We start from the raw sequence: 23,294 nt of genomic DNA, 5'->3' as shown, positions 1-23,294 counted from the left end.
ACCATGTCCCAATACAACTTCCCAGATGCACTGGGCCACTTCGGGCCCTATGGCGGCACATTCGCCAGCGAAACGCTGACCCACGCGATCAACGAGTTGCGCGACGCCTACGCCAAGTACCAGAACGACCCGGAGTTCCTGAGGGAATTCCGCTATGAACTGGCGCACTTCGTCGGCCGCCCCTCGCCCGTCTACCACGCGGCCCGCACCAGCGAGGAAATGGGCGGCGCGCAGATCTATCTGAAGCGCGAAGACCTGAACCACACCGGCGCGCACAAGATCAACAACGTGATCGGCCAAGCCATGCTCGCCAAGCGCATGGGCAAGCCGCGCATCATCGCCGAGACCGGCGCGGGCCAGCACGGCGTGGCCACGGCCACCATCTGCGCGCGCTACGGCCTCGAATGCGTGGTCTACATGGGTGCCGAAGACGTGAAGCGCCAGAGCCCCAACGTCTACCGCATGAAGCTGCTGGGCGCGACCGTCATCCCGGTCGAATCGGGCAGCAAGACGCTCAAGGACGCGCTCAACGAGGCCATGCGCGACTGGGTCGCCAACGTCGACAACACCTTCTACATCATCGGCACCGTGGCCGGTCCGCACCCCTATCCGATGATGGTGCGCGACTTCCAGAGCGTGATCGGCAACGAATGCCTCACGCAGATGCCCGAGATGCTCAGGGACCAGAAGATCGCGGCCGAGCAGCCTGACGCCGTCGTCGCCTGCGTGGGCGGCGGCAGCAACGCCATGGGCATCTTCTACCCCTACATTCCGCACGAGAAGACGCGCCTGATCGGCGTTGAGGCGGCCGGCGAAGGCCTCGACAGTGGCAAGCATTCCGCCTCGCTGCAGCGAGGCTCGTCGGGCGTGCTGCATGGCAACCGCACCTTCATCCTGCAGGACCAGAACGGCCAGATCACCGAGACCCACAGCATCAGCGCGGGTCTGGACTACCCCGGCGTCGGCCCCGAACACGCCTGGCTCCAGGAAATCAAGCGCGCGCAGTACGTCGGCATCACCGACAAGGAAGCGCTCGACGCCTTCCACTACCTGTGCCGTACCGAAGGCATCATTCCCGCGCTCGAATCGAGCCACGCCTTCGCCTATGCGATGAAGCTCGCCAAGGAAATGCGCAAGGACCAGTCCATCCTCGTGTGCCTGTCGGGCCGCGGCGACAAGGACATCGGCACCGTGGCGGATCTGAGCGGCGGCGAATACTACGACCGCCCCAGCATGCGCGGCCACACAGTCAAGGGAGGTCCTGCAGCATGAGCCGCATTGACGACACATTCAAGAAACTCAAATCCGAAGGCCGCTCGGCCCTGATTCCCTACGTCACCGCCGGCTATCCATTCGCCCAGATCACGCCCTCGCTGATGCACGGCATGGTCGAAGGCGGTGCCGACGTGATCGAGCTCGGCGTGCCGTTCTCCGATCCCATGGCCGATGGCCCGGTGATCCAGAAGGCCGGTGACCGCGCCATCGCCAACGGCGTGAACCTCAAGCAGGTGCTCGCCCATGTGCGCGAGTTCCGCCAGAAGAACCAGACCACGCCCGTGGTGCTGATGGGCTACGCCAATCCGGTGGAACGCTACGACCAGAGCCACGGCGCCGATGCCTTCGTGAACGACGCGGCAGAGGCCGGTGTCGACGGCGTGCTGATCGTCGACTATCCGCCGGAGGAAGCCACCGATTTCGCCGCCAAGCTGCGCGCGAAGAACATGGATCTGATCTTCCTGCTCGCCCCCACCAGCACGCCCCAGCGCATGCAGCAGGTCGCGGACATCGCGACCGGCTATGTGTACTACGTGTCGCTCAAGGGCGTGACGGGCTCGGGCGCGCTCGACACCTCGGCCGTCGAGGCGATGCTGCCCAAGATCCGCGAACACGTGAAGGTCCCCGTGGGCGTGGGCTTCGGTATCCGCGACGCGCAGACGGCGGCGACCATCGCCAAGTTCTCCGACGCGGTCATCATCGGCAGCAAGATCATCCAGCTGCTCGAAGACCAGCCCCACGAGAAGATCATTCCCCTGACGGTCGATTTCCTGCGCGGCGTGCGCAAGGCAATGGACGCATAATCCCGCAATTGCGCCTCGCTCCACATTTCACAAAATGAAATGGACTGAGGCGCTTGCGTATTGGAAAGGAAACCTATGTCCTGGCTCGAAAAACTGCTGCCTTCCAAGATTCAGCAGACGGATCCCGCTGAACGCCGCCAGATGCCCGAAGGCCTCTGGATCAAGTGCCCCAGCTGCGAATCCGTGCTCTACAAAAACGATCTGGAGCACAACCAGATGGTCTGCCCCACCTGCGGTCACCACCACCGCATCAGTGCGCGCGCCCGCCTGGACGCCTTCCTCGATCCGGAAGGCCGCTATGAACTCGGCCAGGAAGTGCTGCCGGTCGATCCGCTCAAGTTCAAGGACAGCCGCAAATACCCCGAGCGCCTGAAAGAGGCCCTTGAGCACACCGGCGAGACCGATGCGCTCGTCGTCATGGGCGGCGCGGTCAAGAGCATCAACGTCGTCGCGGCCTGCTTCGAATTCGAATTCATGGGGGGCTCGATGGGCTCCGTGGTCGGCGAGCGCTTCGTGCGCGGCGTCGAAACCGCCATCGAACAGAAGGTCCCCTTCATCTGCTTCACCGCCACCGGCGGCGCGCGCATGCAGGAAGGCCTGCTTTCGCTCATGCAGATGGCCAAGACCAATGCCTCGCTCACCCGTCTGGCCAAGAAGGGCCTGCCCTACATCAGCGTGCTGACCGACCCGACCATGGGCGGCGTCTCCGCAGGTTTCGCCTTCGTGGGCGACATCGTGATCGCCGAACCCAAGGCCCTGATCGGCTTTGCCGGCCCGCGCGTGATCGAATCCACGGTGCGCGTGAAACTGCCGGAAGGCTTCCAGCGCGCAGAATTCCTGCAGACCAAGGGCGCCGTCGACTTCATCTGCGACCGCCGCGAACTGCGCCAGACCATCGCCCAGTCCCTCGCGATGCTGCAGCGCCTGCCTGCCGACTCCGTGGCCTGACCCCGCACAGCGAGTTTCCAAAAAAGAAACCGCCAGCTTCCACAGGGAGCTGGCGGTTTTTCATTGCCCCAGAATCAGGCCGCAGCGATGCTCAGGACGCTGGCCTGCAGATGCTGAAGCACGATCATCAGGACCTGAAGCACGACCAGCGCGACGAGCGGTGAAAAGTCGATGCCTCCCAAGAGCGGCACGACGCGGCGAATCGGCCTGAGCACCGGCTCGCACAGTCGTTCGAGGACGGTCGTGATCGGCGAACGCGACTGCACCCACGACAGGATCGCGTTGATGATGACCAGCCCCATCATTCCCGACACGGCGGCCCGCGCCACGCCGAACACCGCCATCAGCGGAGCGAACGCAAAGGCGGCCCCCGCCCCCACGAACAGCGACAGGATCAGGTACTGCGCCAGCTGACCGAGAAACGCCCCGATCAGGCACGACAGATCCCAGCGCCCGGCCGATGGAACTAACTTGCGCAGCGGAATCACCAGCCAGTCCGTCAACGCGAACACGAGCTGCCCCACCGGATTGGCGAAGGAAATGCGCTGCATCTGCATGTACAGGCGCAGCAGACAGGCAGCGGTGAACAGCCCGCAGGCGATGTCCAGCAACAGGGAGACGATCTGAAAAATCATGGTGATCAAAACTAATTCCGCATGCGCCTCCGAATGAACGCACGCAACGTGGGATGATAGCGATGCAGATCGCCACCTACGTCTCATGCCCCAACAATTGACACTGTCTTCCCTGCCCTTGTTTCCGCTTGGCACCGTGCTGTTCCCCGATGGCGAACTGTCGCTGCGCGTGTTCGAGGTGCGCTACCTCGACATGGTGCGCAAGTGCCATCAGGCGGGTGCGCCCTTCGGCGTGGTGGCCCTGGAAAGCGGCACTGAAGTCCGCCGCGCGGGCGCGCCGCAGGAGCAGCTCTACAGCGTCGGCACGCTCGCCAACATCGAGGAGCTGCTGACTCCGCAGGCGGGACTGCTCGCGGTGCGCTGCAAGGGAAGCGAGCGCTTTCACATCGACAACCAGCGCCTGCTCGGCCATGGTCTCTGGGTGGCGGATGTGACGATGATTCCGGCCGATCAGATCGTGGCCGTGCCCGATGAACTGAAAAGCTGCGCCGACCTGCTCGCCAACGCCCTGCAGTCGCTGCGCGAGCGCTCACCGGAAGCGGTGTCCGTGCCGCTGGCCACGCCGACTGCCGCACAGCTCGACGACTGCGCATGGGTCTCCAACCGCTGGTGCGAGCTGCTGCCGATGCCGCTCGAACTCAAGCAGCGCATGATGTCGCTGGACAATCCGCTCGCACGACTCGAGCTCGTGAGCGACGTGCTCGAGAAGACCGGCATCTCGCGCTGACGCTCTTCCGCACGGCCCTGCCTCCGCTTGGCCGTCGCTCAGGCTCCGCGCACCCGGTACTCCTGCACATAGCCGTGCAGGCCGCTGCGCAGCACGTTGGGTGCTGGTGCCGGGCCCAACTCTTCGATCCATGCGTGCAGTCGCTCAAGCTCGCCGAGAGACAGCACGACCGCCGTCTGATGCACCACGCGCAATTGCGGATGGCTGGTGGCCGAGGTAGTCTCGTCGTTGGCGAGCCACTCCTCGAACAGCTTCTCGCCAGGTCGCAGACCGGTGAACACGATGGGAACCTCGGTCTCGGTGCGACCCGAAAGACGGATCAGCAGACGCGCGAGCTCGACGATCTTCACCGGCTCGCCCATGTCGAGCACATAGATCTGCCCCGACTGCCCCAGACGACCGGCCTGCACCACGAGCTGCGCGGCCTCGGGAATGGTCATGAAGTAGCGCACGATGTCCGGGTGCGTCACCGTCACCGGCCCGCCACGCGCGATCTGCGAGGTGAACAGCGGCACGACCGATCCGCTGGAGCCCAGCACATTGCCAAAGCGCACCGCGACGTATTCGGTGGTCGGATAACGACCCGCCATCGCCTGCACCACGCGCTCCGCAAGCCGCTTGCTCGCGCCCATGATGCTCGTGGGATTCACGGCCTTGTCGGTGGAGACCAGCACGAAGCGCTGCGCCCCGCACTCGCCCGCCACGCGCGCCACGTTGAGCGTACCCAGCACATTGGTGCGCAGCGCCTCGACCTCGTTGCTCTCTTCCATGAGAGGCACGTGCTTGTAGGCCGCCGCGTGGAAGATCACCACCGGATGGTGCTTCTGGGCAATCGCCAGAATGCGCTCATGCTCGCGCACATTGGCCGTGTAATAGTTGCCAAGCATCTCGGGATGCGCGATGCGCAGCTCCTGCTCGAGCGTGTAGATGGCCGCCTCCGACACGTCCACGCACACGAGGCGCGATACCCCGAAGCGTGCCACCTGTCTGCAAAGCTCCGAGCCGATGGAGCCGCCCGCGCCGGTGATCATCACCGTCTGGCCCGAGAGCCACTCGGCCAGATCGCCCGCATCCAGCGCCACGGGCGTGCGTCCGAGCAGGTCTTCCAGATCGACCTGCCGGAGATCGGTCGCGGGCGTATTGAGCCAATGGTCGGCCGTCGGCATGGTCAGCAGATTGATCTGCGAGCCCGACCAGCGCAGCAGCACCTCGCGCCGCAGCGCCGAGCCGGGCGCGCTCGCCAGCAGCACGGAATGCACGCCATGCGCCTCAGCGATGTTGCCGAGCTGACTGATCGTGCCGAGCACGCTCACGTTCTGCAGGCTCTGGCTCACATCCTGATCGCGCGGCGAGACGATGCCGACGACCTGCCAGGCCTGCGATCCCTTGAGCGTACGCAGCGCCTGATCCGCCTCCTCCAGCGTGCCCGCGATGATCAGCGAAGACTGCCCGCCGGCACCGCCGCGCGCATGCCGCTGCTCGGCGATGGAGCGCCAGGTCGCGCGCGCGCCAGCCAGCATCGCGAGCACCAGCAGCCCGAAGATCGGAAACACCGAACGCGCAAAGCCCGGGTAGCGCAGCACCATCACGCAGGCCACCGTCGCGAGCACGCCGAGCAGCACGCCCCATGCGAGCTGGCGCAGATCCGCGAGCCCCACGTAGCGCCACGCCTGCCGCTGCACGCGCGCCACGGCCAGGCCCGCCACCATGCAGCCGACGGCCCATGGCATGGTGTCAAACGCCATCGTGCGGTACTCGGCCGGCAGCTCGAAATTGAAGCGCAGCCAGAACGCGATGCCCCAGGCGAGCGCCACCATGACGATGTCCGCCAGCGCGAACAAGACCTTGTCGCGACTCCAATGAATTCCATTCACACTCATGATTGCCGCCTTTGCGGTCCCACAATGGCCCAAACCGTGCGCGCGAGGATCGCCAGATCACCCGCCACGCTCTGATGCGTCACATACTCAAGATAGAAGCGCTGCTTGATCGGCATGATCTCCTCGACGTAAGTGCGCTCGACATCGCCGCTGGCCGCCAGCATGCGCTCCTCATCCCGAAACGCGATCGCCGCGTTGTCGGTGATGCCGGGGCGCACCGACAGAATCCGCTCGCGCGCGGCCTGCGGATACTGCGCCATGTAGCGCGGCACCTCCGGCCTCGGCCCCACGAGGCTCATGTTACCCACAAGCACGTCGATGAGCTGCGGCAGCTCGTCCAGCTTGCTGCGCCGGAGCAGCCGTCCTACCGCGGTGATGCGCGCATCGCCCGCCGCCGTGACCTGCGGCCCCGAACCATCGGTCACCCGCATGGTTCGGAACTTGCGGATGCGAAACGGCACTCCATGCCGCCCCACGCGCTCCTGCCGGAACAGCAGCGGCCCGGGCGAGTCCAGCTTGACGGCGATGGCGCAGCCCACGAGCAACGGCGAGAACACCAGCAATCCGAGCGACGCGCCCAGCACATCCATGACCCGCTTGGCGCTCACCGCGTCTCCAGCGCAAAGCGCAATGCGACCTGCACAGCCGCGATCACCCGCTGCACATCGGCGTCCGTCATGCGCGTGTAGATCGGCAGCGACGCCGTGCGTTCATAGACCGCCTGGCTCACCGGAAAGTCCTTCGCGTCGAGCTTGCACGACTCGCGCCAGTAGCTCTGTTGGTGCAGCGGTATGTAATGCACGCTCATGCCGATGCCCTGCTCGAACATGCGCTCGATGAAGGCGTCGCGGTCCACGCCCTCGGGCACGAGGATCGGATAGAGATGCCACGAATGCACGTCACCGCTTTCCGCCTGCGGTGGCCGCACGACGTTCATCGATGCGAATGCGGCATCGAACTGGCGCGCGATTTCCGCGCGGCGCTGCTGCATGTCACGCACCCGCCTGAGCTGCACGAGGCCGATGGCGGCCGCAATGTCCGTCATGTTGTATTTGAAGCCCGGGGCGACGATGTCGTAGCGCCATGCGGGCACCGTGGAGTTGAAGCGCGCGAACGCGTCGCGGTCGATGCCGTGCAGACGCATGGTGCGCGCGCGCTTGGCCAGCGCCGCATCACGGGTGACCAGCATGCCGCCCTCGCCGGTCGTCATGGTCTTGTTCGCGTAGAAGCTGAACACCGTCGCGTCGCTCGCGAGTGTGCCGATCATCGCGCCGCGATGCGTGCACGGCAGCGCGTGGGCGGCGTCCTCGATCACCTTGAGCCCATGGCGCCCGGCGATGTCAAGAATCGCCGTCATGTCGGCGCTGCGCCCGCCGAAGTGCACCGGGATGATGGCCTTGGTGCGCGCGGTGATGTGCTTCTCGATCTCGCGCGGATCGATGCAAAGGCTGTGCTCCTCGATGTCCACCAGCACCGGATCGGCCCCGAGATAGCGGATCACCTCGGCGCTGGCGGTGAAGGTGTGGGTGGTCGTGATCACCTCGTCGCCGGGACCGACGCCTGCAGCCTCGAGCGCCAGATGCAGGCCCGCCGTCGCGGAGTTCACCGCCACGGTCTCCAGCGACGCGTCGCCGAGAAACTCAGCGAACGCCTGCTCGAAGCGTCTGGTCTTGGGCCCCGTGGTGAGCCAGCCGGAACGCAGCGTGTCCACGACCTCGGCGATCTCCTCCTCGCCCACGTCGGGCAGGGCAAACGGCAGCAGGGTTTGAGGTTCGGTCATCGGAGTCTTCATCACAAAGGTTTGGCGAGCGTGCACAGCACATGCGTGCGCAGCAACGCAATGGTGTTCAACAAGGGATACAGCGCAGGGCTCACCCGGCAGGCGGCACGGCCAAGCGGCGGCGCCAGCGTGACGCGTTCGCTGCGCATGCGCGCTTCGGGAAACAATGCGCGCACGCGCTGGAGCGGCACCGCGCGCACATCCGGATTGCGTGGATTGTCGTAGACAAAATCGTGCCAGAGCACCGCCCCACCGGGCTTGAGCCAGCGCCACACTTGATCGGCGATCTGCTGCTGCACCGCATCGGAAAGAATCGACGAGAACACCGTGAACAGCACGATCACATCCTGGCTCTGCGCGGGAATGGAAAGCGTCAGCGCATCGGCGTTCCAGACGCGGCAGCTTGCGGGCAACACCGCGCGCGCCGCCTCGGCGCGTTCCGCGAGCAGCTCTATGCCCTGCAGGCGTTCCGGCGCAACGCCCAGACGCAGCAGATCCAGCAGATTGCCACCGCTGCCGCAGCCCACATCCAGCACATCGAGCGCACCCCAGTCGCTCAGTCCCGCTGCGGCGAGCATGCGCAGCATCGTGCGTTGGCGCTCCTGCCAGGCGGCCAGTGCATAAGGATCGCTCAGGCTGTAGCGGCTCGCGTCGCGTGCGCCGTCGCGGCGCGCGTAGCGGTCGCGCACGCTCTCGGCTTCGCGCGCTGACGTGGTGGGTGTCGCCTGTTCGTCGTTCATCGCGTGAGCGCTCCCCACTGCGGCTGCGGACCGCGCCCGAGCAGCACGTCGCGCCAGCCACAAAGCGATCCCCAGCCGTAGCCGAAGTGATAGGCGGCGATGACGCCGATGACGCGCGTCGCCATGCCGGGCTCAAGTTGGGTTCGCATGCCCCACAGCGCGAGCATCAACAGGCCCGCGTAGGCCGCCACCAGCAGCGCGAGTGGCGATGCAGACACCGTGAACGCCAACACCAGCGCCACCACGAGCGCGATAACAAACGCAGCAGGCACCAGATGCCGTAGCGCCGCCGCCTGCCCGTGCTTTTTCATGACGAACGGCTTCCAGTACCCGTATTGCGAATACTGCTTGAACACCTGCGCGAGCTTGCCGCGCGGAAAGTAGGTCGAGCGGATGGTCTTGCTCTGCCAGATGCGGCAGCCGTTTTTCTTGAGCCGCAGGTTGTGCTCGTCGTCCTGATTGCGCACCAGTTGCTCGTCAAAACCGCCCACCTTCGCGAAGGTGGCACGCGGCCAGCAGCCGAGATAGACGGTGTCCACCTCGCCTTCGTAATCCAGGTTGCGCGACAGCGCGCCCCCCGCCACCCAGGGCGACTGAAAGGCGGCCGCCACCGCCTTCTGCATGGCCGTGCGGCCTTCCGCATGCCATGCGCCGCCGACGTTGTCCGCGCCGGTGCGAGCAAGGGTGTTCACGCACTGCACGAAATAGTCGCTCGCGTATTCGCTGTGGATGTCGAGCCGCACGATGATCTCGCCGCGCGACTGCGCGATGCAGTGGTTGAGACCCGGCGAGACGATGCGCTGCGGGTTGTCGATCATCAGATATCGGGCGTCCTTCGCGCACCAGTCGCCGAGCAGCTCACGCGTGCCGTCATCGCTGGCCCCATCGGCGATCAGCACCTCGATCCGCCAGCCCTGCGGCAGCTGCATGGCCGCCACATTGGCGCAGAAGGCGACGATGTGATCGCGCTCGTTGCGGCATGGCGCGATCACCGACAGCAGTTGCGGAATGCCGGGCTGCAAATTCACGCGCCCTCCTTGTCGGAGCAGCGGAAATAATAGTGGTAGCGATGCATGGGAAACACGCCGCTGTCCACCTTGGCGAAGCGCTCGCGCATGTGGCCGACCAGCGCCGAGCGGCGGGTCTGCCACTCGGAAGCGATCTCCCAGAAATGCCCGTCCGTCAGACGGCGGCGGCAGGGAATGCGCACGCCGATCGACAGGTCGATGAAGCGGTTGTGGATGCCGAAGCGCCCCATGAAGCCGGCCCACGGGAAATGTCCCGGCAGCGAAATGAAGGCCTCGGGCGCAAGGCCGCGAATCGCGTCGAGGTTGGCGCCGAACTGATCGAACGGCATGTGCTCGAGCACCTCGCAGCACGAGACCACGTCGAACTGCTCGCCAGCCAGAATCTTTGGCAGCTCATGGAGCGGTGCGCACACGTCAGGCTTGAGCGCAGGATTGATGTCGGCGGTCACCACCTCGATGCCGGCCTGGCGCAGAAAGGTCGAGACAAAGCCGTTGCCGATGCCGATCTCCAGCACGCGCCGCGGCCGGAAACTGCGGATCTGCCGGATCTGGTACGACATGGAGTACAGATGCTCGGGCGTGAAGTTGCTGTCGTCCGTGTAGTGCGAACGCGAAAGCGACGCTTCACGTTCTGCGCCCACCTTGCCTTGTCTGCTCATAGATTCCCGTTTTCAACAAACCTCAAGTATCTGTCCGCGCAGCGGCCCAGGCCGTGGCGATGTAGCCCAAATACACACCAACGGCGCTGATGGCGTAGGCAACGGCCACACCATTCAATCCGCTGATGGGAAAAACCAACACAACCGACAGCAGCGCGCAGGCGAACAGCAGGCACTGGCCAAGCAGACTCAGCCCCAGCCAGCCGCGCCACGGCAGCATGAAGGCCAGCGGGCTCGCCACCAGACGGACCATGCCCAACGGCAGCAGCCACATCACCATGCTCACCAGCACCTCGCCCTGCTGCGGAAACACCAGCGGCAGCAGCAGCGGCACCAGCAGCGCAGCGATCACATGCGCGCCCAGCGACAGCGCCATCATCCGCTGGACCGCCTGACGCAGCAAAGCCGTCAATCCCGAGCCGATGCCCTGCGCCACCACCCGCGAACGCAGTCGATCCGCGAGCGCCAACCCGAACAGGCTGGTCGGCAGCATGGCGATGCGCAGCGCCAGCGCCGCGGTTCCGGCCGCCGCATCGCCGCCCATCGCGCCGATCAGCAGCACCTGTCCATGATTGGCGCTCACGTTGAGCAGAAAACCCGGCAGCTCGGCACGCACAAACGGCAGATGAAAGGCCGCGACGCGTCTGGCATCGACTCTGCGGCGGTCATCGCCACCCGGATTGTTCGCCAAACTCAAAAGCCGCGCCACCATCCAGCCCATCCATGCCGAGAGCGGAATCGACCACTCGATGCCCTCCTGCCAGCCCACCGCCCAGGCCGGCAGCAGGATCAACACCATGATGATCGCAGGGCCGCTGCGCAGGGCTGCGGCGCGCACCACGTCGCCGCCGCGTGCGCATCGGGATGCGAGGACCAGCGTGGCGGCCTGCGGCGCAAGCGCGAGCGTGCTCGCCCAAAGCCAGAGCGGCACGCGGACCCATTGATGATGAACCACCGCCAGCGCCGCCAGCAACAGCGCGCAGATCAGCCAAGCGCTGCGCTGCGCCAATGAGAACAGCGATGCTGCGCGGCGCTGCCGACGCTCAAGCTGGCCCGCGTATTCCAGCCGGAAGGTGATCGCCGCCGACAACATGGCCGACAGCGCCAGGCCCTGACCGAACGCGCCAAAGCGCTCGGCCCCGGCCCACCACGACACCCACCAGGCGCACGCGAAAAAAGCACCATGCTGCGCAAGCGTCCAGAGCGCGGCTGCGCCCACGCTGCGTGCCCAGTGCGGGCCGGCGGCGTGTTTCGCGGAGTCGGCTTGTGCGCTCGACATGACGTTCAGGCCGTGCGGCGGCCCACGCCCTGGTATTGAAAGCCGAGGCGCTTCATGTCGGCCGGCTCGAACAGGTTGCGACCATCAAAGATCACCGGCTTCTTGAGCAGCTTGCGCAGCGCGGGGAAATCCGGGCTGCGGTAGACCTTCCACTCGGTCGCGATCAGCAGCGCGTCCGCGCCCTTCGCGGCCTCCATGGGGTCTGCGGCAAATTCGATGAACGCCTTCAGACGCGCCACGTTGTCGCCTGGCATGAGCTGCTCAAGCGACTGCACCTGTGGGTCATGAGCGCGCACCTTGGCACCTGCGGCGATCAGCCTGCGCACGATGTGGCGGCTCGGCGCCTCGCGCACGTCGTCGGTCGCGGGTTTGAAAGTCAGGCCCCAGACCGCGATCGTCAGCCCTTTGAGCGAGCCCCCGAAATGCGCGATCACGCGGTCAACAAAGCGCTCCTTCTGCCCGTCGTTGACGGCCCGCACCGCCTCGACCACGCGCATGCGCTCGCCCGCCTCGCGCGCCGTGTGGCAGATGGCCGCCACATCCTTGGGAAAGCACGATCCACCGTAACCCAGCCCCGCGTAGATGAAGTCGTAGCCGATGCGGCGATCCGAACCGATGCCCTTGCGCACTTGCTCGATGTCGGCCCCCAGCGCGTCGGCCAGGTTCGCCATGTCGTTCATGAAGCTGATCTTGGTGGCCAGCAGCGCATTGGCCGCGTACTTGGTGAGCTCGGCGCTCTTCACGTCCATGACGATCAGCCGCTCGCGGTTGCGGTTGAACGGCGCATAGGCCTGACGCAGCAGCGTCTCGGCCTTGCGGCCCGCAGCGTCGTCGCTCACGCCGATCACCACGCGGTCCGGGCGCATGAAATCCTCGACCGCCGCCCCTTCCTTGAGGAACTCGGGGTTGGAGACCACGGCGAAATCCGGCAGCTTCTTCGCGGGATCGGCACGCTTCTTCAGCGCGCGCTGGATCGCGCCCCGCACCTTGTCGGCCGTGCCCACCGGCACTGTGGACTTGTCCACCACCACGAGAAATCGCGAGAGATGCTCGCCGATCTGCTCGGCCACCGCCAGCACCTGGCTGGTATCGGCGCTCGAATCCCCCTTGGGCGGCGTGCCAACGGCAATGAAAAGAACGTCCGCATGGCGGACTCCAGCCTTCATTTCGGTGGTGAAGACGAGGCGACCTGCGGTCAGGTTCTTGGCGATCAGCTCCGAGAGCCCCGGCTCGAAGATCGGCACCTCGGCCTTTTTCAGGCGCTCCACCCGGCCCGCATCCCGCTCCACGCAGAGCACCTGATTGCCCAATTCAGCAAAGCACGCGGCCGACACGAGACCCACGTAACCCGCGCCCACAATGGTGATTTTCATAAATTTCCGCTCGCAACAATGGCAGTCGAAAGCCCTTGTGAGCCCGATTTGCGCGCATGGACTTAAAATTGAGGGTTTTCCAGCGCGCGCGGCCCCGGCAACGGAGCTTTGACCGCCGCTATTGTCACCCTTCCGGGCAACCACCGAATTCTTTATGTCATCCGATCAGCCTACGAACACTCCAGCAGTCACCGTTGACGAGAACAAGCTCGTCGCAGAGCGCCGCGAAAAACTCAAGGTGCTGCGTGAAGCGCAGGCGGCAGGCAAAGGCGTGGCATTCCCCAACGACTTCAAGCCCGCCAACCGCGCAGGCGCTCTGGCCGCCACCTACGGCGCGACCGAGACCGAAGCGCTCGAAGCGCAGAACCTCACCGTCAGCGTGGGCGGCCGCATGATGCTCAAGCGCGTGATGGGCAAGGCCAGTTTCGCCACCGTGCAGGACGCCACCGGCCGCATCCAGCTGTACGTGACGCGCGACGCGATCGGCGAGGAGCTCTATGCCGACTTCAAGAAGTGGGATCTGGGCGACATCATCGGCGCCGAAGGCACGCTCATGAAGACCAAGGCGGGCGAGCTGTCCGTGAAGGTCACGAAGATCCGCATGCTCACCAAGAGCCTGCGCCCCATGCCCGACAAGTTCCACGGCGTGGCGGATCAGGAAGTGAAGTACCGCCAGCGCTACGTCGACCTGATGACCGACGAGGACGCGCGCAAGCGCTTCATCGCGCGCAGCAATGCGGTGTCGGGCCTGCGCAACTTCATGGTGCAGAACGGGTTCCTCGAAGTCGAGACGCCGATGCTGCATCCGATCCCCGGCGGCGCGAACGCCAAGCCCTTCGTCACGCACCACAACGCGCTGGACCAGGAAATGTACCTGCGCATTGCGCCCGAGCTGTACCTCAAGCGCCTGATCGTCGGCGGCTTCGAACGCGTGTTCGAGATCAACCGCAACTTCCGCAATGAAGGCATCTCGGTCCGCCACAACCCCGAATTCACGATGATGGAGTTCTATGCGGCGTACTGGAACTACCAGGACATCATGGACTACACCGAAGCCATCGTGCGCGACGCCGCCAAGAACGCGCGCGGCTCGCTGGTGTTCGAATACGGTGGCAAGGAAGTCGATCTCTCCAAGCCGTTCGAGCGCCTGACGATTCCCGAATCCATCGTCAAGTTCACCGACGCGGGCGACAACGTGGGCAACCGCGACTGGCTGATCAATGCCCTCAAGAAGCTGGGCATGAACGAGGAAAAGGACAAACTGTCCACGCGCACACTCGCCGGTCTGCAGGTGCTGTATTTCGAGGAGGTGGTCGAAGAAAAGCTCTGGCAGCCGACCTTCATCATGGAGCACCCGACCGAAATCTCGCCGCTGGCCCGCGCCAACGATGACCGCCCCGAAGTGACCGAGCGCTTTGAGCTCTACATCACCGGCCGCGAGTTCGGCAACGGTTTCTCGGAGCTCAACGACGCCGAAGATCAGGCCGCGCGCTTCAACGCGCAGGTGGACGCCAAGGACAGCGGCGACGACGAAGCGATGTATTTCGACCACGATTTCGTGCGTGCGCTCGAGTACGGCATGCCTCCCACAGGCGGCTGCGGCATTGGCATCGACCGCCTGATGATGCTGCTGACCGACAGCCCCAGCATCCGCGACATCATTCTGTTCCCTGCCCTTCGTCGCGAACAGTAACAATTTTGGGCGGGGCGGGTTACACTGGTTCTCCGACGTTCGCAAACATTCACCTCGCCGATTGTCCATCCGGCCATCGGCGGCGTGCCAACGCGAATCCTTGAGAACCCATGAGCCCGCTACTCAACGAATCCAGTTTGAGCACAGCCCAGTCATCCTCTTCCGACCGCCCGTTCTCGGTGCTGTTGGTGGATGATCTCGCGTCCGTTCGGGCACAACTGGGAAGCGAGCTGCGCCGCGCGGGCGTCTCCGAGGTACTCGAAGCGTCCGACGCCGAGCCCGCGCTGCGGCTCTTCGAGATGCGTCGCCCGGACATGGTGCTGCTGGACATCCGCCTGCACGGCGTGCATGACGGCTACTGGGTTGCCCAGCGCATGCGCGAGCTTGAACCCGGCGGCTGGACACCGATCATCTTTCTCTCGGGCCTTGACGGCGACCTCGACGTCTGGCGCGGCATCGAGGCCGGTGGCGACGACTATCTGGTCAAGCCCGTCAAACCCATCGTTCTGGCCGCGAAGCTGCGCGCCATGCGCCGCCTGCACGAAATGCGACGCCGTCTGGTCACCCTGACCGACGAGCTGCATGTGGCGAACCAGCGCCTCAACGAAATGGTGGAGATGGACCCGCTCACGGGTCTGGTCAACCGGCGCGGATTCGACCGCATCCTGCACACCGAAATCATGGCCGCCCGCCGCGACCACGCACCGCTCACGCTGATGCTGTGCGACCTGGACCACTTCAAACGCTTCAACGACACCGCCGGCCACGTGCAAGGCGACGCCGCGCTGCGCGATGTCGCCCGCGTGCTGCGCGAAGTCTGCATGCGCCCACGCGACGTGGCAGCGCGCTACGGCGGCGAAGAATTCGCGCTGATCCTGCCCAACACCCCCCGCGCCGGCGCCATGACATTCGCCCGCGCTCTCGGCGGCCTGCTCAAGACCCGCGACATTGCCCACCCCGACTCGCCCATCGGTCCGGTGCTCACCCTGTCCGGCGGCATCACCACATGCGTGCCGGATGACAGCACGAGCGCGATCACCATGGTGATGCGCGCCGACGAAGCCCTCTACGCCGCCAAAGCCCAAGGACGCGACCGCTTCTTCAGCTTCGAAATGCAGATGGATACGATCGAGCAACGCAAGCGTTGATTTTCTGGTTTTTCATTGCGCCTTGTACTGCATGACGAACTATGGGGCCGTGCGTTGTTGGGCAGTCTTCGTTTTGGGGTGCCGAGATGGGCCCTCAGGCTTTGTTGCAAAGCCTTGCCGTATGAACATACTGTCTGCGGCTTTGCGTCGCGCCTGAGAGCCCATCTCGGCATTGGTGTCGAAGGTTCGAACGCCCGCTGCGCTTCAAAAACCAATGGTTTGAATCCGGGCTTCAAACAGCGGGCCTTCGTCACACCAGCCACGGCCCACTCTCCCACCCTAACGCCGAGATGGCCCCTCAGGCTAGACGCGAAGGCACAGACAGTACTTCGGTACGGCAAGCCTTCGCAACGACGCATGAGGGGCCATATCGGCGTCTCCAAAGGAAGCGCCCATCGAAGCCGTCAGGCTTCGTACCAACAAGCACAATGACCAAAAATGTTAAGGTCCTTAATTCATTTGGTATTCGAACATTAGAAAAGACATGGCCTTCCGTTGGAGAACTTACTTGCCGGATTGGACACAGGACTCGTTGGACCTGATCGTCCCCGGCTTCCAGATCGTGCTGATCATCGCCGTCGCCGTGCTGCTGCACAGCATGTTCAAGCGCATCATGTCCCGCGCGGGCGAGCACTACCAGTTTCCGCATGAACTGACCACGCCGGTCACGGTCGTCGTGCGCTGGCTCATCATCCTGAGCGCGCTGCTGCTCGTGCTGGAGCGGCTGGGCGTGTCCGCATCCGTTCTCTGGACTGCCTTCACCGGCTTCGCCACCGTCGGCGCTGTCGCGTTCTTTGCCGCGTGGAGCGTGCTGTCGAATCTGTTCTGCGCGTTTCTGATCTTCGTGGTCGGTCCGTTCCGCGTGGGCGACCACATCGAGGTGCTGGACACTGCCGAGAAGCTCGGCGCGGTAGGCAAGGTGGTCGACATCAACCTGCTCTACACCACGCTGGAAGATTCCACCGCACCCGAGCCCGGCACGCTGCTGCAGATTCCCAATGCGCTGATCTTCCAGCGCGTGGTGCGCCGCTGGCCCGAGGGCAAGCCGCTGCCGCAGAACAAGCTGCACCAGCCGCCCGCAGCACCGACGGCGGCCCATGCCAGCAACGAGCCGACACCCGCCCCCAAGGCGGCCAGCTTTCCCTGACCACCCTTCGTTTGCGACCTGGCGCCGACCTCAGCGGCCCAGCGAGATTCCGATGTCGAGTGCCGTCGTGATCAGCTCGTGATCCAGCGGCACCGTGCGCTGCGCGTTGGCCACATCCCCCAGCGCGACGCTGCCGATCTCGCCATGCTGCAAAGTGACCATGCGGCCCCATTCGCGCGCGAGCACGAGCTGCGCGGCACGATGTCCGAAGCGCGTGGCCAGCACGCGGTCGAACGGTGTCGGATCGCCGCCGCGCTGCAGATGTCCAAGCACCGTAGCGCGCACCTCGCTCTTCAGATGCGGCTGCAGGCGCTCCCGCAGCACATGGGCTACGCCGCCAAGGCGCACGGGGTCCGGGCTGCCCTCCACGCGCTCGCGCACGGTGAGGCTGGCGCCGCTTTCCTTGGCCCCCTCTCCGATGCAGATGATGGTGTAGCGCTGGCGCAGCTCGCGTTCGCGGCAACGCAGGGCGATGGCCGCGATGTCGTAGTCGATCTCGGGCAGCACAATGATGTCGGCCCCGCCCGCAAGGCCCGCTTCGAGCGCGATCCAACCCGCGTGTCGGCCCATGGTCTCGACGATCATCACGCGGTGGTGGCTGTTGGCGGTGCTCTCGATGCGGTGCAGCGCATCGGTCACCGTAGCCACCGCCGTATCAAAACCAAAGCTGCGCTCGCAGTGCGCGATGTCGTTGTCGATGGTCTTGGGCACGCCCACGCAATGCAGTCCCACGTCCGCGAGCCCGTGCGCAAGCGACATGGTGCCGTCGCCGCCGATCACCACCAGCACGTCGAGCCCCAGCGCCTTCGCATTGCGCGACACCAGCGCCTTGGTTGCGTCGTCGCGCAACGGATTGGCGCTGTTGCTGGTGCCCAAGATCGTGCCACCGCGATGCAGGATGCCCGAGACCTGATCCCACGTGAGCTCGCGCACGCGCGGCGATGCTTCCATCAGGCCCTGAAATCCATCTTCGATGCCCATGACCTCGCACTGCCCCTGACCGATCAGCGACTTGGTCACAGCGCGGATCACCGCATTGAGCCCCGGACAATCTCCACCACCCGTCAACACTCCAACGCGCATCGCGATGTTCTCCTCGAAAAATTCAATCTGCGTGCATCATCCCATGACTCACGGCGATGCGCTGCCGGCAAGGGAGGTCGCCTCGATCCGCTGACGCTCGGGCTCCAGCGTCCAGCGCCGGTTGTGAAAGGCATGCACGCTGTCGCGATGCGCGATCGACACGAGTCCACCCTGCTTTTCATCGACCAACTGCACCAATTGCCGATAGACGTTCGCCTCGGTTGGATTGTCCATGGCGCTCGTGGCCTCATCCGCGAACACCCACGCGGGGCGCTTGAGCAGCACACGCGCAATCGCGAGCCGCTGCTGCTCGCCACCGGAGAGCACCGCGTTCCACACGTTGCTCTCGGCAAGGCGTGACTGCAGCTTGGGCAACCTGGCGTTATCCAGCGCTGCCGAGAATTGCGCATCCGAGTACCGCGACGCGGGTTCCGGATAAGCCAGCGCGTCGCGCAGCGTACCTTCAGGAAAATAGGGGCGCTGGGGAATGAACATCGCATCCTGCGGCCGCTCCACATGGCCCTGTGCGAACGGCCAGATGCCCGCAAACACCCGCATCAACGTGGACTTTCCGCTGCCCGATGGCCCGCTGATCAGCACATGCTCCCCTGGCAGCGCGCGCAACGCCGCATTCGCGAGAATCACCTCGCCCTGCGGCAAGGCGACCTCAAGCGAAGCGGTCTCGACATGGTCGCCCTTCGTCAGCTCGGCACCGTCACGGGCATGCTCGCTCTGCTGCTTCAGACTTTCATCAAACCCCGCGAGGCGTTGCGTGGTCGCGCGCCATGCGGCGATGTCCTGGTAGTTGTTCACGATCCAGCTCAGCGAGTCGGACACCTGACCGAACGCCGACGAGATCTGCATGAGCTGCCCCAGCTGGATCGCGCCACTGAAAAAGCGAGGCGCGGCGATGATGAACGGGAATACCACCGCCGCCTGTCCAAAGAAGGTGGTGAACCAGATGAGGCTCTTTTGCTTGCGGATGAGTGCCAGATAGTTGCCCAGCACGTCACCGAAGCGCAGGTTCAGACGCTCGCCTTCCACGCGCTCGCCGCCGTCCAGCGCAATCGCCTCGGCATGCTCGCGCACGCGGATCATGTAATGGCGAAAATTGGCCTCGAACTGCTGCTGACGGTTGTTGAGCAGCACCTGCGGCGCCCCCACCCATAAGGTGATGAGCGTGCCCACCAGGCAATACAGCACCGCCATCCACACCATGAAGCCCGACACCTGCCAGGTGCCGCCGCCCAGCGCCTGTGGCGCGGTCACATCCATCACGCCGCTCAAGCCCCAGAGAATGCCCACGAAGCTCACGAAGGTGACCAGCGCGTTGAGCAGCCCCATCGACAGCGACACGGTGAACGTGGTGAACAGGCTCAGATCTTCCTGAATGCGCTGGTCAGGATTGTCCGGTCCGTTGCCATCGCCGAAGCGCGCGAGTTCCAGTCGGTAGAAGGCCTTGGCGTCCAGCCAGCGCGAGAGCATGCGCCGGGTAAGCCAGCGCCGCCAGCTGAGCTGCAGCAACTGGGTGAGATAGAACTTGTAGACTGCAATCACGATGTAGATCGCAGCCAGCCAGCAGAACTTCCAGAGCTGCTGCCAGAACACGTCGGCCTGCTTGTTCTCCAGCGCATCGTAGAACACCCGATTCCACTCATTGAGCAGCACCAGCATGTAGACCGTGCCGAGGTTCAACGCGATGATGGCGATGAGCAGCCCCCATGCCCTGCCCTTTTCCTCCGACACGAAATAGGGGCGCGCCAGCCCGATGGCCTGGCGCGTGACGTGTGCGGCATTGCGCAGCTTCTGTTGCAGACTCATGGCGACCTTGTGTGGTGTGGATTCCTGTCCGCGCATCATGGCGCGGCAGTCTGAGACCAAGCTTAAGCCGCCTTGCCTTTGCGCGCTTTCTGCACAGTGCCGCACTGGCGCGGCGGGTCCCGATCCGTCAGGTCACCGACGGATCGCCTCAGGTGCCCGCGACTCAGGGAAGCAGATCCAGCGCGTGCATGTAGGCGGGCTGGATCATGAGTTCATCCCATGGCTGGGGCAGCGTCTCGGGCAGCAGCGCGACGCGGCGCGCCTCGCTGTTTTCGTCGGACTTCCACAGACCCGACGCAAGCGCCTGGTCCATGTCGTTCAGGAATTCATCCACCAGCTTGCCGTCACCGACGCTCTGGTTGCACAGCAGCACCATGTCGCAACCGGCGTTGAGTGCGGCGCACGCGGCCTCCGCATAGCTCAGCACGCGGCCGTTGATGCGCCGCGCGGCCTCCATGCTCAGATCGTCGCTGAAGATCGCGCCGTCATAGCGCAACTGGCCGCGCAGGATGTCCTGCAACCATTTGGTGGAGAAGCCGGCCGGTCGCGCATCCACCTTGGAGTAGATGACGTGCGCGGGCATCACTGCCGTGAGCACGCTGGAGAGCCATGGATACGGCGCCGCATCGTCCGCCAGAATCGCTTTGAGCGTGCGGGCATCGACGGGGATGTCCACGTGCGAATCGGCCTTGACGAAACCATGTCCGGGAAAGTGCTTGCCGCAGTTGGCCATGCCCGATTGCAGCAGGCCGTACATGAGGCTGCGCGCCAGCGCCGCCACCACGCGCGGATCGCGATGAAAGCTGCGGTCGCCGATCACGCCGCTCTCGCCCCAGTCGAGGTCGAGCACCGGCGTGAAGCTGAAATCCACGCCGCAGGATCGCAGCTCGCTGCCCAGCACGTAGCCCGCCGCCGTGGCGGCGTTCATCGCGCGCATGGCGCCCGAGCCTTCGCGGTGCTTGCTGCCCTTGCCGTCGTCCATCCACATCTCGCCGAACGCCCGCATCGGGGGGATGTGCGTGAAGCCGTCGGTCCTGAAGCGCTGCACGCGGCCTCCTTCGTGGTCCACCGAGATCAGCAGATCGGGCCGCACTGCCTTGATGTCGGCGCACAGTTGCAGCAGTTGGTCACGGCTGTCCCAGTTGCGGGTGAAGAGAATCATGCCGCCGACCAGCGGATGCGCGAGACGCTGGCGATCCACATCGGTGAGCTGCTTGCCCGCGACGTCGATGATCAGTGGCGCGTGGATGGCGGGGGTGGTCTGGCTTCGGCTCATGGCGTGTTTCTCAAGAAAGAAGGTGTGCGATTCAGGTCAGGTAGATGGCGGCAGATGCTCTACGACGCAGAAGCTCGCCGCATAGTCGGTTTCGTCGGTCACCGTGATGTGAGCGGTGAGGCCCTTGGCTTCAAACCAGGTCTTGAGTTCGCCGTGCAGCACGATCACCGGCTGGCCGCTCGGAAGCTTGGAGATTTCGCAGTTGCGCCACGTCATCGGCATGCGCATGCCGAGGCCGATGGCCTTGCTGAAAGCTTCCTTGGCGGAAAAACGCGTGGCGAGATAGCGGATGCCGCGCTCGGGCCAGCGTTCGGAGCGCGCACGCCAGGTGGCCAGCTCGGCCTGCGACAGCACCTTTTCGGCGAAGCGGTCGCCATTGCGCTCGAGGCTGGCACGGATGCGGCGCACGTCGCAGATGTCGGTGCCGATTCCGTAGATCATTTTCTGGCCGCCATGCCGGCGTCAATGCTGCGCTGATAGGCGCGCACCGTTTCGGCATATCCGAGTTCGAGCGCATCGGCGATCAGCGCGTGGCCGATGGAGACCTCCAGCAGTCCCGGAACGCGCGCGACGAACTCGGGCAGGTTGTCGCGGTTCAGGTCGTGTCCGGCGTTGATGCCGAGACCCGCATCGAGCGCGGCTTGAGCGGCTGCGGCGTAGGTCTGCAGCTGCTGTTCCTTGTCCGATGTAGCCCAAGCGGCGGCATAGGGCTCCGTATAAAGCTCGACACGGTCGGCTCCCACCGCCTTGGCAGCGGCCATCTGTTCGGGCACCGGGTCCATGAACAGACTCACGCGCACGCCAAGCGTGCGGCATTCGGCGATCAGCGGCTTCAGGCGCTCGGCATCCTGCGGAAAGGTCCAGCCATGGTCGCTGGTGAACTGATCCTCGCTGTCCGGCACGAAAGTCGCCTGATGCGGGCGCGTCTGGCGGATGAACGCCATCAGGTTCTGCGTGGGGTTGCCCTCGATGTTGAACTCCGCTTCCGGCCATTGCTTCATGAGCTCTGCCAGTTCGTAAACATCGCTCGCGCGGATGTGCCGCTCGTCGGGACGCGGGTGGATCGTAATGCCCTGCGCGCCCGCTTCGAGACACAGCTGTGACGCTCGCGTCACGCTGGGGATGCCCAGATGCCGCGTGTTGCGCACCAGCGCGACCTTGTTGACGTTGACCGACAGAGCGGTGCGGGAAGAATGTGATGTCGTCATAGCGATTGCAGATCCATCATGAGCTGGCGAGTGCGCAGCAACTGGCTGCCGCAATGGTATTGCAGAAGCGCGCGCAATTGGGATTTGAGTTCGCCGGCGAGTCCCGTACCGATCATCACGCGCAGTGTGGTGGTGAAGCTCGTGGTGTTGTCGGCGAGTGCATCGTGCAGTGCGCACCAGTGCGCGCCGGACAGTGCAAAGCGTTCGCCCGATGCGGCCCGCCGCAGTCCGCCCTCTGCGACCAACGCATAGCGGGCATCCGGCTCCAGCGGAGCGAGCGTGGCGGTCTCCACATGCAGATCGGGCAACAGACCAATCTCGCGCAGCAGCACCAGCTCGAAACTGCGCAGCACGGGCTCCAGCGCGTCGCCATGCTCGCTGGCCAGCACGCGCACCACGCCCGCATAGATGTCGAACAGCGGCGCATGCGTGTCCTCGCGCGCCAGCAGCCGCATCAGCAGTTCGTTGAGATAAAGGCCCGAGAGCAGCGCATCGCCCGAAGGCATGATGTGGCCGCCGACCCACTCGGCGGATTTGAGCGCATGGATGTCGCCATGGCCCTCGCCCGCGATGCCGTAGCTCACCCGAAGCGGTTGCAGCGGCAGGAGCACGGGGCGGAAGTTGGAGGTCGGCTTCTTCGCGCCCTTGGCCACCAGCGCCACGCGCCCATAGTGGCGCGTGAAGGTCTCCAGAATCAGGCTGGATTCGCTCCAGTCGTACTGATGAAGGATGAACGCCGGTTCATCACTGATGCGCTTGGTCGCCATGACCCCTTCGGAATGATTGCGTGA

Annotated in this window: 22 protein-coding genes; 7 read left to right on the top strand and 15 right to left on the bottom strand. The window is 64.9% G+C overall.

Features of this window, described 5'->3' with window-relative positions; all coding sequences use genetic code 11:
- The first annotated feature begins 3 nt into the window (after positions 1-3).
- The 3 genes from trpB (at position 4) to accD (ending at position 3,026) form a co-directional block, all read left to right on the top strand.
- Entirely contained in the window at positions 4-1,272 is a 1,269-nt protein-coding gene (gene trpB, locus ISG32_RS03375; protein ID WP_194769576.1) for a tryptophan synthase subunit beta, read from the top strand.
- Positions 1,269-2,078 (top strand): tryptophan synthase subunit alpha, encoded by an 810-nt coding sequence (gene trpA, locus ISG32_RS03370; protein WP_194769575.1) that lies wholly within the window; start codon positions 1,269-1,271, stop codon positions 2,076-2,078. Before trpB ends, trpA begins: the two co-directional genes overlap by 4 nt.
- Positions 2,079-2,153: 75 nt before the next feature.
- The gene (accD, locus tag ISG32_RS03365) at positions 2,154-3,026 is read left to right on the top strand and encodes an acetyl-CoA carboxylase, carboxyltransferase subunit beta (protein WP_194769574.1); all 873 of its coding nucleotides are present in this window, start codon (positions 2,154-2,156) and stop codon (positions 3,024-3,026) included.
- A gap of 74 nt (positions 3,027-3,100) precedes the next feature.
- On the opposite strand, the gene ISG32_RS03360 is transcribed toward accD, so the two are convergent.
- Complete coding sequence (locus ISG32_RS03360) at positions 3,101-3,661, bottom strand: YggT family protein (protein WP_194769573.1); 561 nt, start codon at positions 3,659-3,661, stop codon at positions 3,101-3,103.
- Positions 3,662-3,746: 85 nt separating this feature from the next.
- Between ISG32_RS03360 and ISG32_RS03355 the strand changes: the two genes are divergently transcribed.
- On the top strand, positions 3,747-4,388 hold the full coding sequence (locus ISG32_RS03355) for an LON peptidase substrate-binding domain-containing protein (RefSeq protein ID WP_194769572.1): 642 nt from the start codon (positions 3,747-3,749) through the stop codon (positions 4,386-4,388).
- Between the two features lie 38 nt (positions 4,389-4,426).
- Here ISG32_RS03355 and ISG32_RS03350 read toward each other — a convergent pair whose 3' ends face one another.
- Genes ISG32_RS03350 through ISG32_RS03315 form a run of 8 tightly spaced genes read right to left on the bottom strand, consistent with a single transcriptional unit; the run spans position 4,427 to position 13,127 of the window.
- Complete coding sequence (locus tag ISG32_RS03350) at positions 4,427-6,268, bottom strand: polysaccharide biosynthesis protein (protein ID WP_194769571.1); 1,842 nt, start codon at positions 6,266-6,268, stop codon at positions 4,427-4,429.
- The gene (locus ISG32_RS03345) at positions 6,265-6,876 is read right to left on the bottom strand and encodes a sugar transferase (RefSeq protein WP_323745886.1); all 612 of its coding nucleotides are present in this window, start codon (positions 6,874-6,876) and stop codon (positions 6,265-6,267) included. Before ISG32_RS03345 ends, ISG32_RS03350 begins: the two co-directional genes overlap by 4 nt.
- Positions 6,873-8,048, bottom strand: a complete 1,176-nt coding sequence (locus ISG32_RS03340; protein WP_194769570.1) for a DegT/DnrJ/EryC1/StrS family aminotransferase — start codon at positions 8,046-8,048, stop codon at positions 6,873-6,875. The genes ISG32_RS03345 and ISG32_RS03340 overlap by 4 nt, the downstream gene beginning before the upstream one ends.
- An 11-nt stretch (positions 8,049-8,059) precedes the next feature.
- Complete coding sequence (locus ISG32_RS03335; RefSeq protein WP_194769569.1) at positions 8,060-8,788, bottom strand: class I SAM-dependent methyltransferase; 729 nt, start codon at positions 8,786-8,788, stop codon at positions 8,060-8,062.
- A complete protein-coding gene (locus ISG32_RS03330; RefSeq protein WP_194769568.1) occupies positions 8,785-9,816 on the bottom strand; it encodes a glycosyltransferase family 2 protein in 1,032 nt (343 codons plus the stop codon). Before ISG32_RS03330 ends, ISG32_RS03335 begins: the two co-directional genes overlap by 4 nt.
- On the bottom strand, positions 9,813-10,475 hold the full coding sequence (locus ISG32_RS03325) for a class I SAM-dependent methyltransferase (protein ID WP_194769567.1): 663 nt from the start codon (positions 10,473-10,475) through the stop codon (positions 9,813-9,815). Before ISG32_RS03325 ends, ISG32_RS03330 begins: the two co-directional genes overlap by 4 nt.
- A 22-nt stretch (positions 10,476-10,497) precedes the next feature.
- The gene (locus tag ISG32_RS03320) at positions 10,498-11,754 is read right to left on the bottom strand and encodes a hypothetical protein (RefSeq protein WP_194769566.1); all 1,257 of its coding nucleotides are present in this window, start codon (positions 11,752-11,754) and stop codon (positions 10,498-10,500) included.
- A gap of 5 nt (positions 11,755-11,759) precedes the next feature.
- Positions 11,760-13,127, bottom strand: a complete 1,368-nt coding sequence (locus ISG32_RS03315) for a UDP-glucose dehydrogenase family protein (protein WP_194769565.1) — start codon at positions 13,125-13,127, stop codon at positions 11,760-11,762.
- Positions 13,128-13,281: 154 nt separating this feature from the next.
- Between ISG32_RS03315 and lysS the strand changes: the two genes are divergently transcribed.
- From lysS to ISG32_RS03300, 3 genes are all read left to right on the top strand, one after another.
- Positions 13,282-14,820: a lysine--tRNA ligase gene (gene lysS, locus ISG32_RS03310; RefSeq protein ID WP_194769564.1), complete on the top strand. Its 1,539-nt coding sequence runs from the start codon at positions 13,282-13,284 to the stop codon at positions 14,818-14,820.
- Between the two features lie 110 nt (positions 14,821-14,930).
- The gene (locus tag ISG32_RS03305) at positions 14,931-15,968 is read left to right on the top strand and encodes a diguanylate cyclase domain-containing protein (RefSeq protein WP_194769563.1); all 1,038 of its coding nucleotides are present in this window, start codon (positions 14,931-14,933) and stop codon (positions 15,966-15,968) included.
- A 484-nt stretch (positions 15,969-16,452) separates the two neighbouring features.
- Positions 16,453-17,115 carry a mechanosensitive ion channel family protein gene (locus tag ISG32_RS03300; RefSeq protein WP_194769562.1) on the top strand — a complete coding sequence of 221 codons (663 nt, stop codon included), beginning with the start codon at positions 16,453-16,455 and terminating at the stop codon, positions 17,113-17,115.
- Between the two features lie 30 nt (positions 17,116-17,145).
- Here the strand turns inward: ISG32_RS03300 and ISG32_RS03295 are convergent, their stop codons facing one another.
- The 6 genes from ISG32_RS03295 to recO all read right to left on the bottom strand — a co-directional run bounded on the left by ISG32_RS03295 (position 17,146) and on the right by recO (position 23,270).
- Complete coding sequence (locus ISG32_RS03295) at positions 17,146-18,198, bottom strand: 6-phosphofructokinase (RefSeq protein WP_194769561.1); 1,053 nt, start codon at positions 18,196-18,198, stop codon at positions 17,146-17,148.
- A gap of 48 nt (positions 18,199-18,246) precedes the next feature.
- Positions 18,247-20,019, bottom strand: coding sequence for an ABC transporter ATP-binding protein/permease (locus ISG32_RS03290; RefSeq protein WP_194769560.1), 1,773 nt, complete (start codon positions 20,017-20,019; stop codon positions 18,247-18,249).
- A gap of 163 nt (positions 20,020-20,182) precedes the next feature.
- On the bottom strand, positions 20,183-21,295 hold the full coding sequence (gene nagZ, locus ISG32_RS03285) for a beta-N-acetylhexosaminidase (protein ID WP_194769559.1): 1,113 nt from the start codon (positions 21,293-21,295) through the stop codon (positions 20,183-20,185).
- Between the two features lie 36 nt (positions 21,296-21,331).
- Positions 21,332-21,736: a holo-ACP synthase gene (gene acpS / locus ISG32_RS03280; RefSeq protein WP_194769558.1), complete on the bottom strand. Its 405-nt coding sequence runs from the start codon at positions 21,734-21,736 to the stop codon at positions 21,332-21,334.
- The gene (locus ISG32_RS03275) at positions 21,733-22,503 is read right to left on the bottom strand and encodes a pyridoxine 5'-phosphate synthase (protein WP_194769557.1); all 771 of its coding nucleotides are present in this window, start codon (positions 22,501-22,503) and stop codon (positions 21,733-21,735) included. The genes acpS and ISG32_RS03275 overlap by 4 nt, the downstream gene beginning before the upstream one ends.
- Positions 22,500-23,270, bottom strand: a complete 771-nt coding sequence (recO, locus tag ISG32_RS03270) for a DNA repair protein RecO (RefSeq protein ID WP_194769556.1) — start codon at positions 23,268-23,270, stop codon at positions 22,500-22,502. The genes ISG32_RS03275 and recO overlap by 4 nt, the downstream gene beginning before the upstream one ends.
- Between the last annotated feature and the right edge of the window lie 24 nt (positions 23,271-23,294).

The organism is Diaphorobacter caeni (assembly GCF_015354245.1).
In the GTDB taxonomy this organism is placed as follows: domain Bacteria; phylum Pseudomonadota; class Gammaproteobacteria; order Burkholderiales; family Burkholderiaceae_C; genus Diaphorobacter_A; species Diaphorobacter_A caeni.
Note: the sequence above shows the minus strand (reverse complement) of the source record. Positions and strands in the feature narration are given on the sequence as shown.

What these genes read in the sequence shown, in the direction of transcription:
- trpB (WP_194769576.1), top strand. Translation starts at nt 4, where the DNA reads ATGTCCCAATACAACTTCCCAGATGCACTGGGCCACTTCGGGCCCTAT.
- trpA (WP_194769575.1), top strand. Translation starts at nt 1,269, where the DNA reads ATGAGCCGCATTGACGACACATTCAAGAAACTCAAATCCGAAGGCCGC.
- accD (WP_194769574.1), top strand. Translation starts at nt 2,154, where the DNA reads ATGTCCTGGCTCGAAAAACTGCTGCCTTCCAAGATTCAGCAGACGGAT.
- ISG32_RS03360 (WP_194769573.1), bottom strand. Translation starts at nt 3,661, where the DNA reads ATGATTTTTCAGATCGTCTCCCTGTTGCTGGACATCGCCTGCGGGCTG.
- ISG32_RS03355 (WP_194769572.1), top strand. Translation starts at nt 3,747, where the DNA reads ATGCCCCAACAATTGACACTGTCTTCCCTGCCCTTGTTTCCGCTTGGC.
- ISG32_RS03350 (WP_194769571.1), bottom strand. Translation starts at nt 6,268, where the DNA reads ATGAGTGTGAATGGAATTCATTGGAGTCGCGACAAGGTCTTGTTCGCG.
- ISG32_RS03340 (WP_194769570.1), bottom strand. Translation starts at nt 8,048, where the DNA reads ATGACCGAACCTCAAACCCTGCTGCCGTTTGCCCTGCCCGACGTGGGC.
- ISG32_RS03335 (WP_194769569.1), bottom strand. Translation starts at nt 8,788, where the DNA reads ATGAACGACGAACAGGCGACACCCACCACGTCAGCGCGCGAAGCCGAG.
- ISG32_RS03325 (WP_194769567.1), bottom strand. Translation starts at nt 10,475, where the DNA reads ATGAGCAGACAAGGCAAGGTGGGCGCAGAACGTGAAGCGTCGCTTTCG.
- ISG32_RS03320 (WP_194769566.1), bottom strand. Translation starts at nt 11,754, where the DNA reads ATGTCGAGCGCACAAGCCGACTCCGCGAAACACGCCGCCGGCCCGCAC.
- ISG32_RS03315 (WP_194769565.1), bottom strand. Translation starts at nt 13,127, where the DNA reads ATGAAAATCACCATTGTGGGCGCGGGTTACGTGGGTCTCGTGTCGGCC.
- lysS (WP_194769564.1), top strand. Translation starts at nt 13,282, where the DNA reads ATGTCATCCGATCAGCCTACGAACACTCCAGCAGTCACCGTTGACGAG.
- ISG32_RS03305 (WP_194769563.1), top strand. Translation starts at nt 14,931, where the DNA reads ATGAGCCCGCTACTCAACGAATCCAGTTTGAGCACAGCCCAGTCATCC.
- ISG32_RS03300 (WP_194769562.1), top strand. Translation starts at nt 16,453, where the DNA reads ATGGCCTTCCGTTGGAGAACTTACTTGCCGGATTGGACACAGGACTCG.
- ISG32_RS03295 (WP_194769561.1), bottom strand. Translation starts at nt 18,198, where the DNA reads ATGCGCGTTGGAGTGTTGACGGGTGGTGGAGATTGTCCGGGGCTCAAT.
- ISG32_RS03290 (WP_194769560.1), bottom strand. Translation starts at nt 20,019, where the DNA reads ATGAGTCTGCAACAGAAGCTGCGCAATGCCGCACACGTCACGCGCCAG.
- nagZ (WP_194769559.1), bottom strand. Translation starts at nt 21,295, where the DNA reads ATGAGCCGAAGCCAGACCACCCCCGCCATCCACGCGCCACTGATCATC.
- acpS (WP_194769558.1), bottom strand. Translation starts at nt 21,736, where the DNA reads ATGATCTACGGAATCGGCACCGACATCTGCGACGTGCGCCGCATCCGT.
- ISG32_RS03275 (WP_194769557.1), bottom strand. Translation starts at nt 22,503, where the DNA reads ATGACGACATCACATTCTTCCCGCACCGCTCTGTCGGTCAACGTCAAC.
- recO (WP_194769556.1), bottom strand. Translation starts at nt 23,270, where the DNA reads ATGGCGACCAAGCGCATCAGTGATGAACCGGCGTTCATCCTTCATCAG.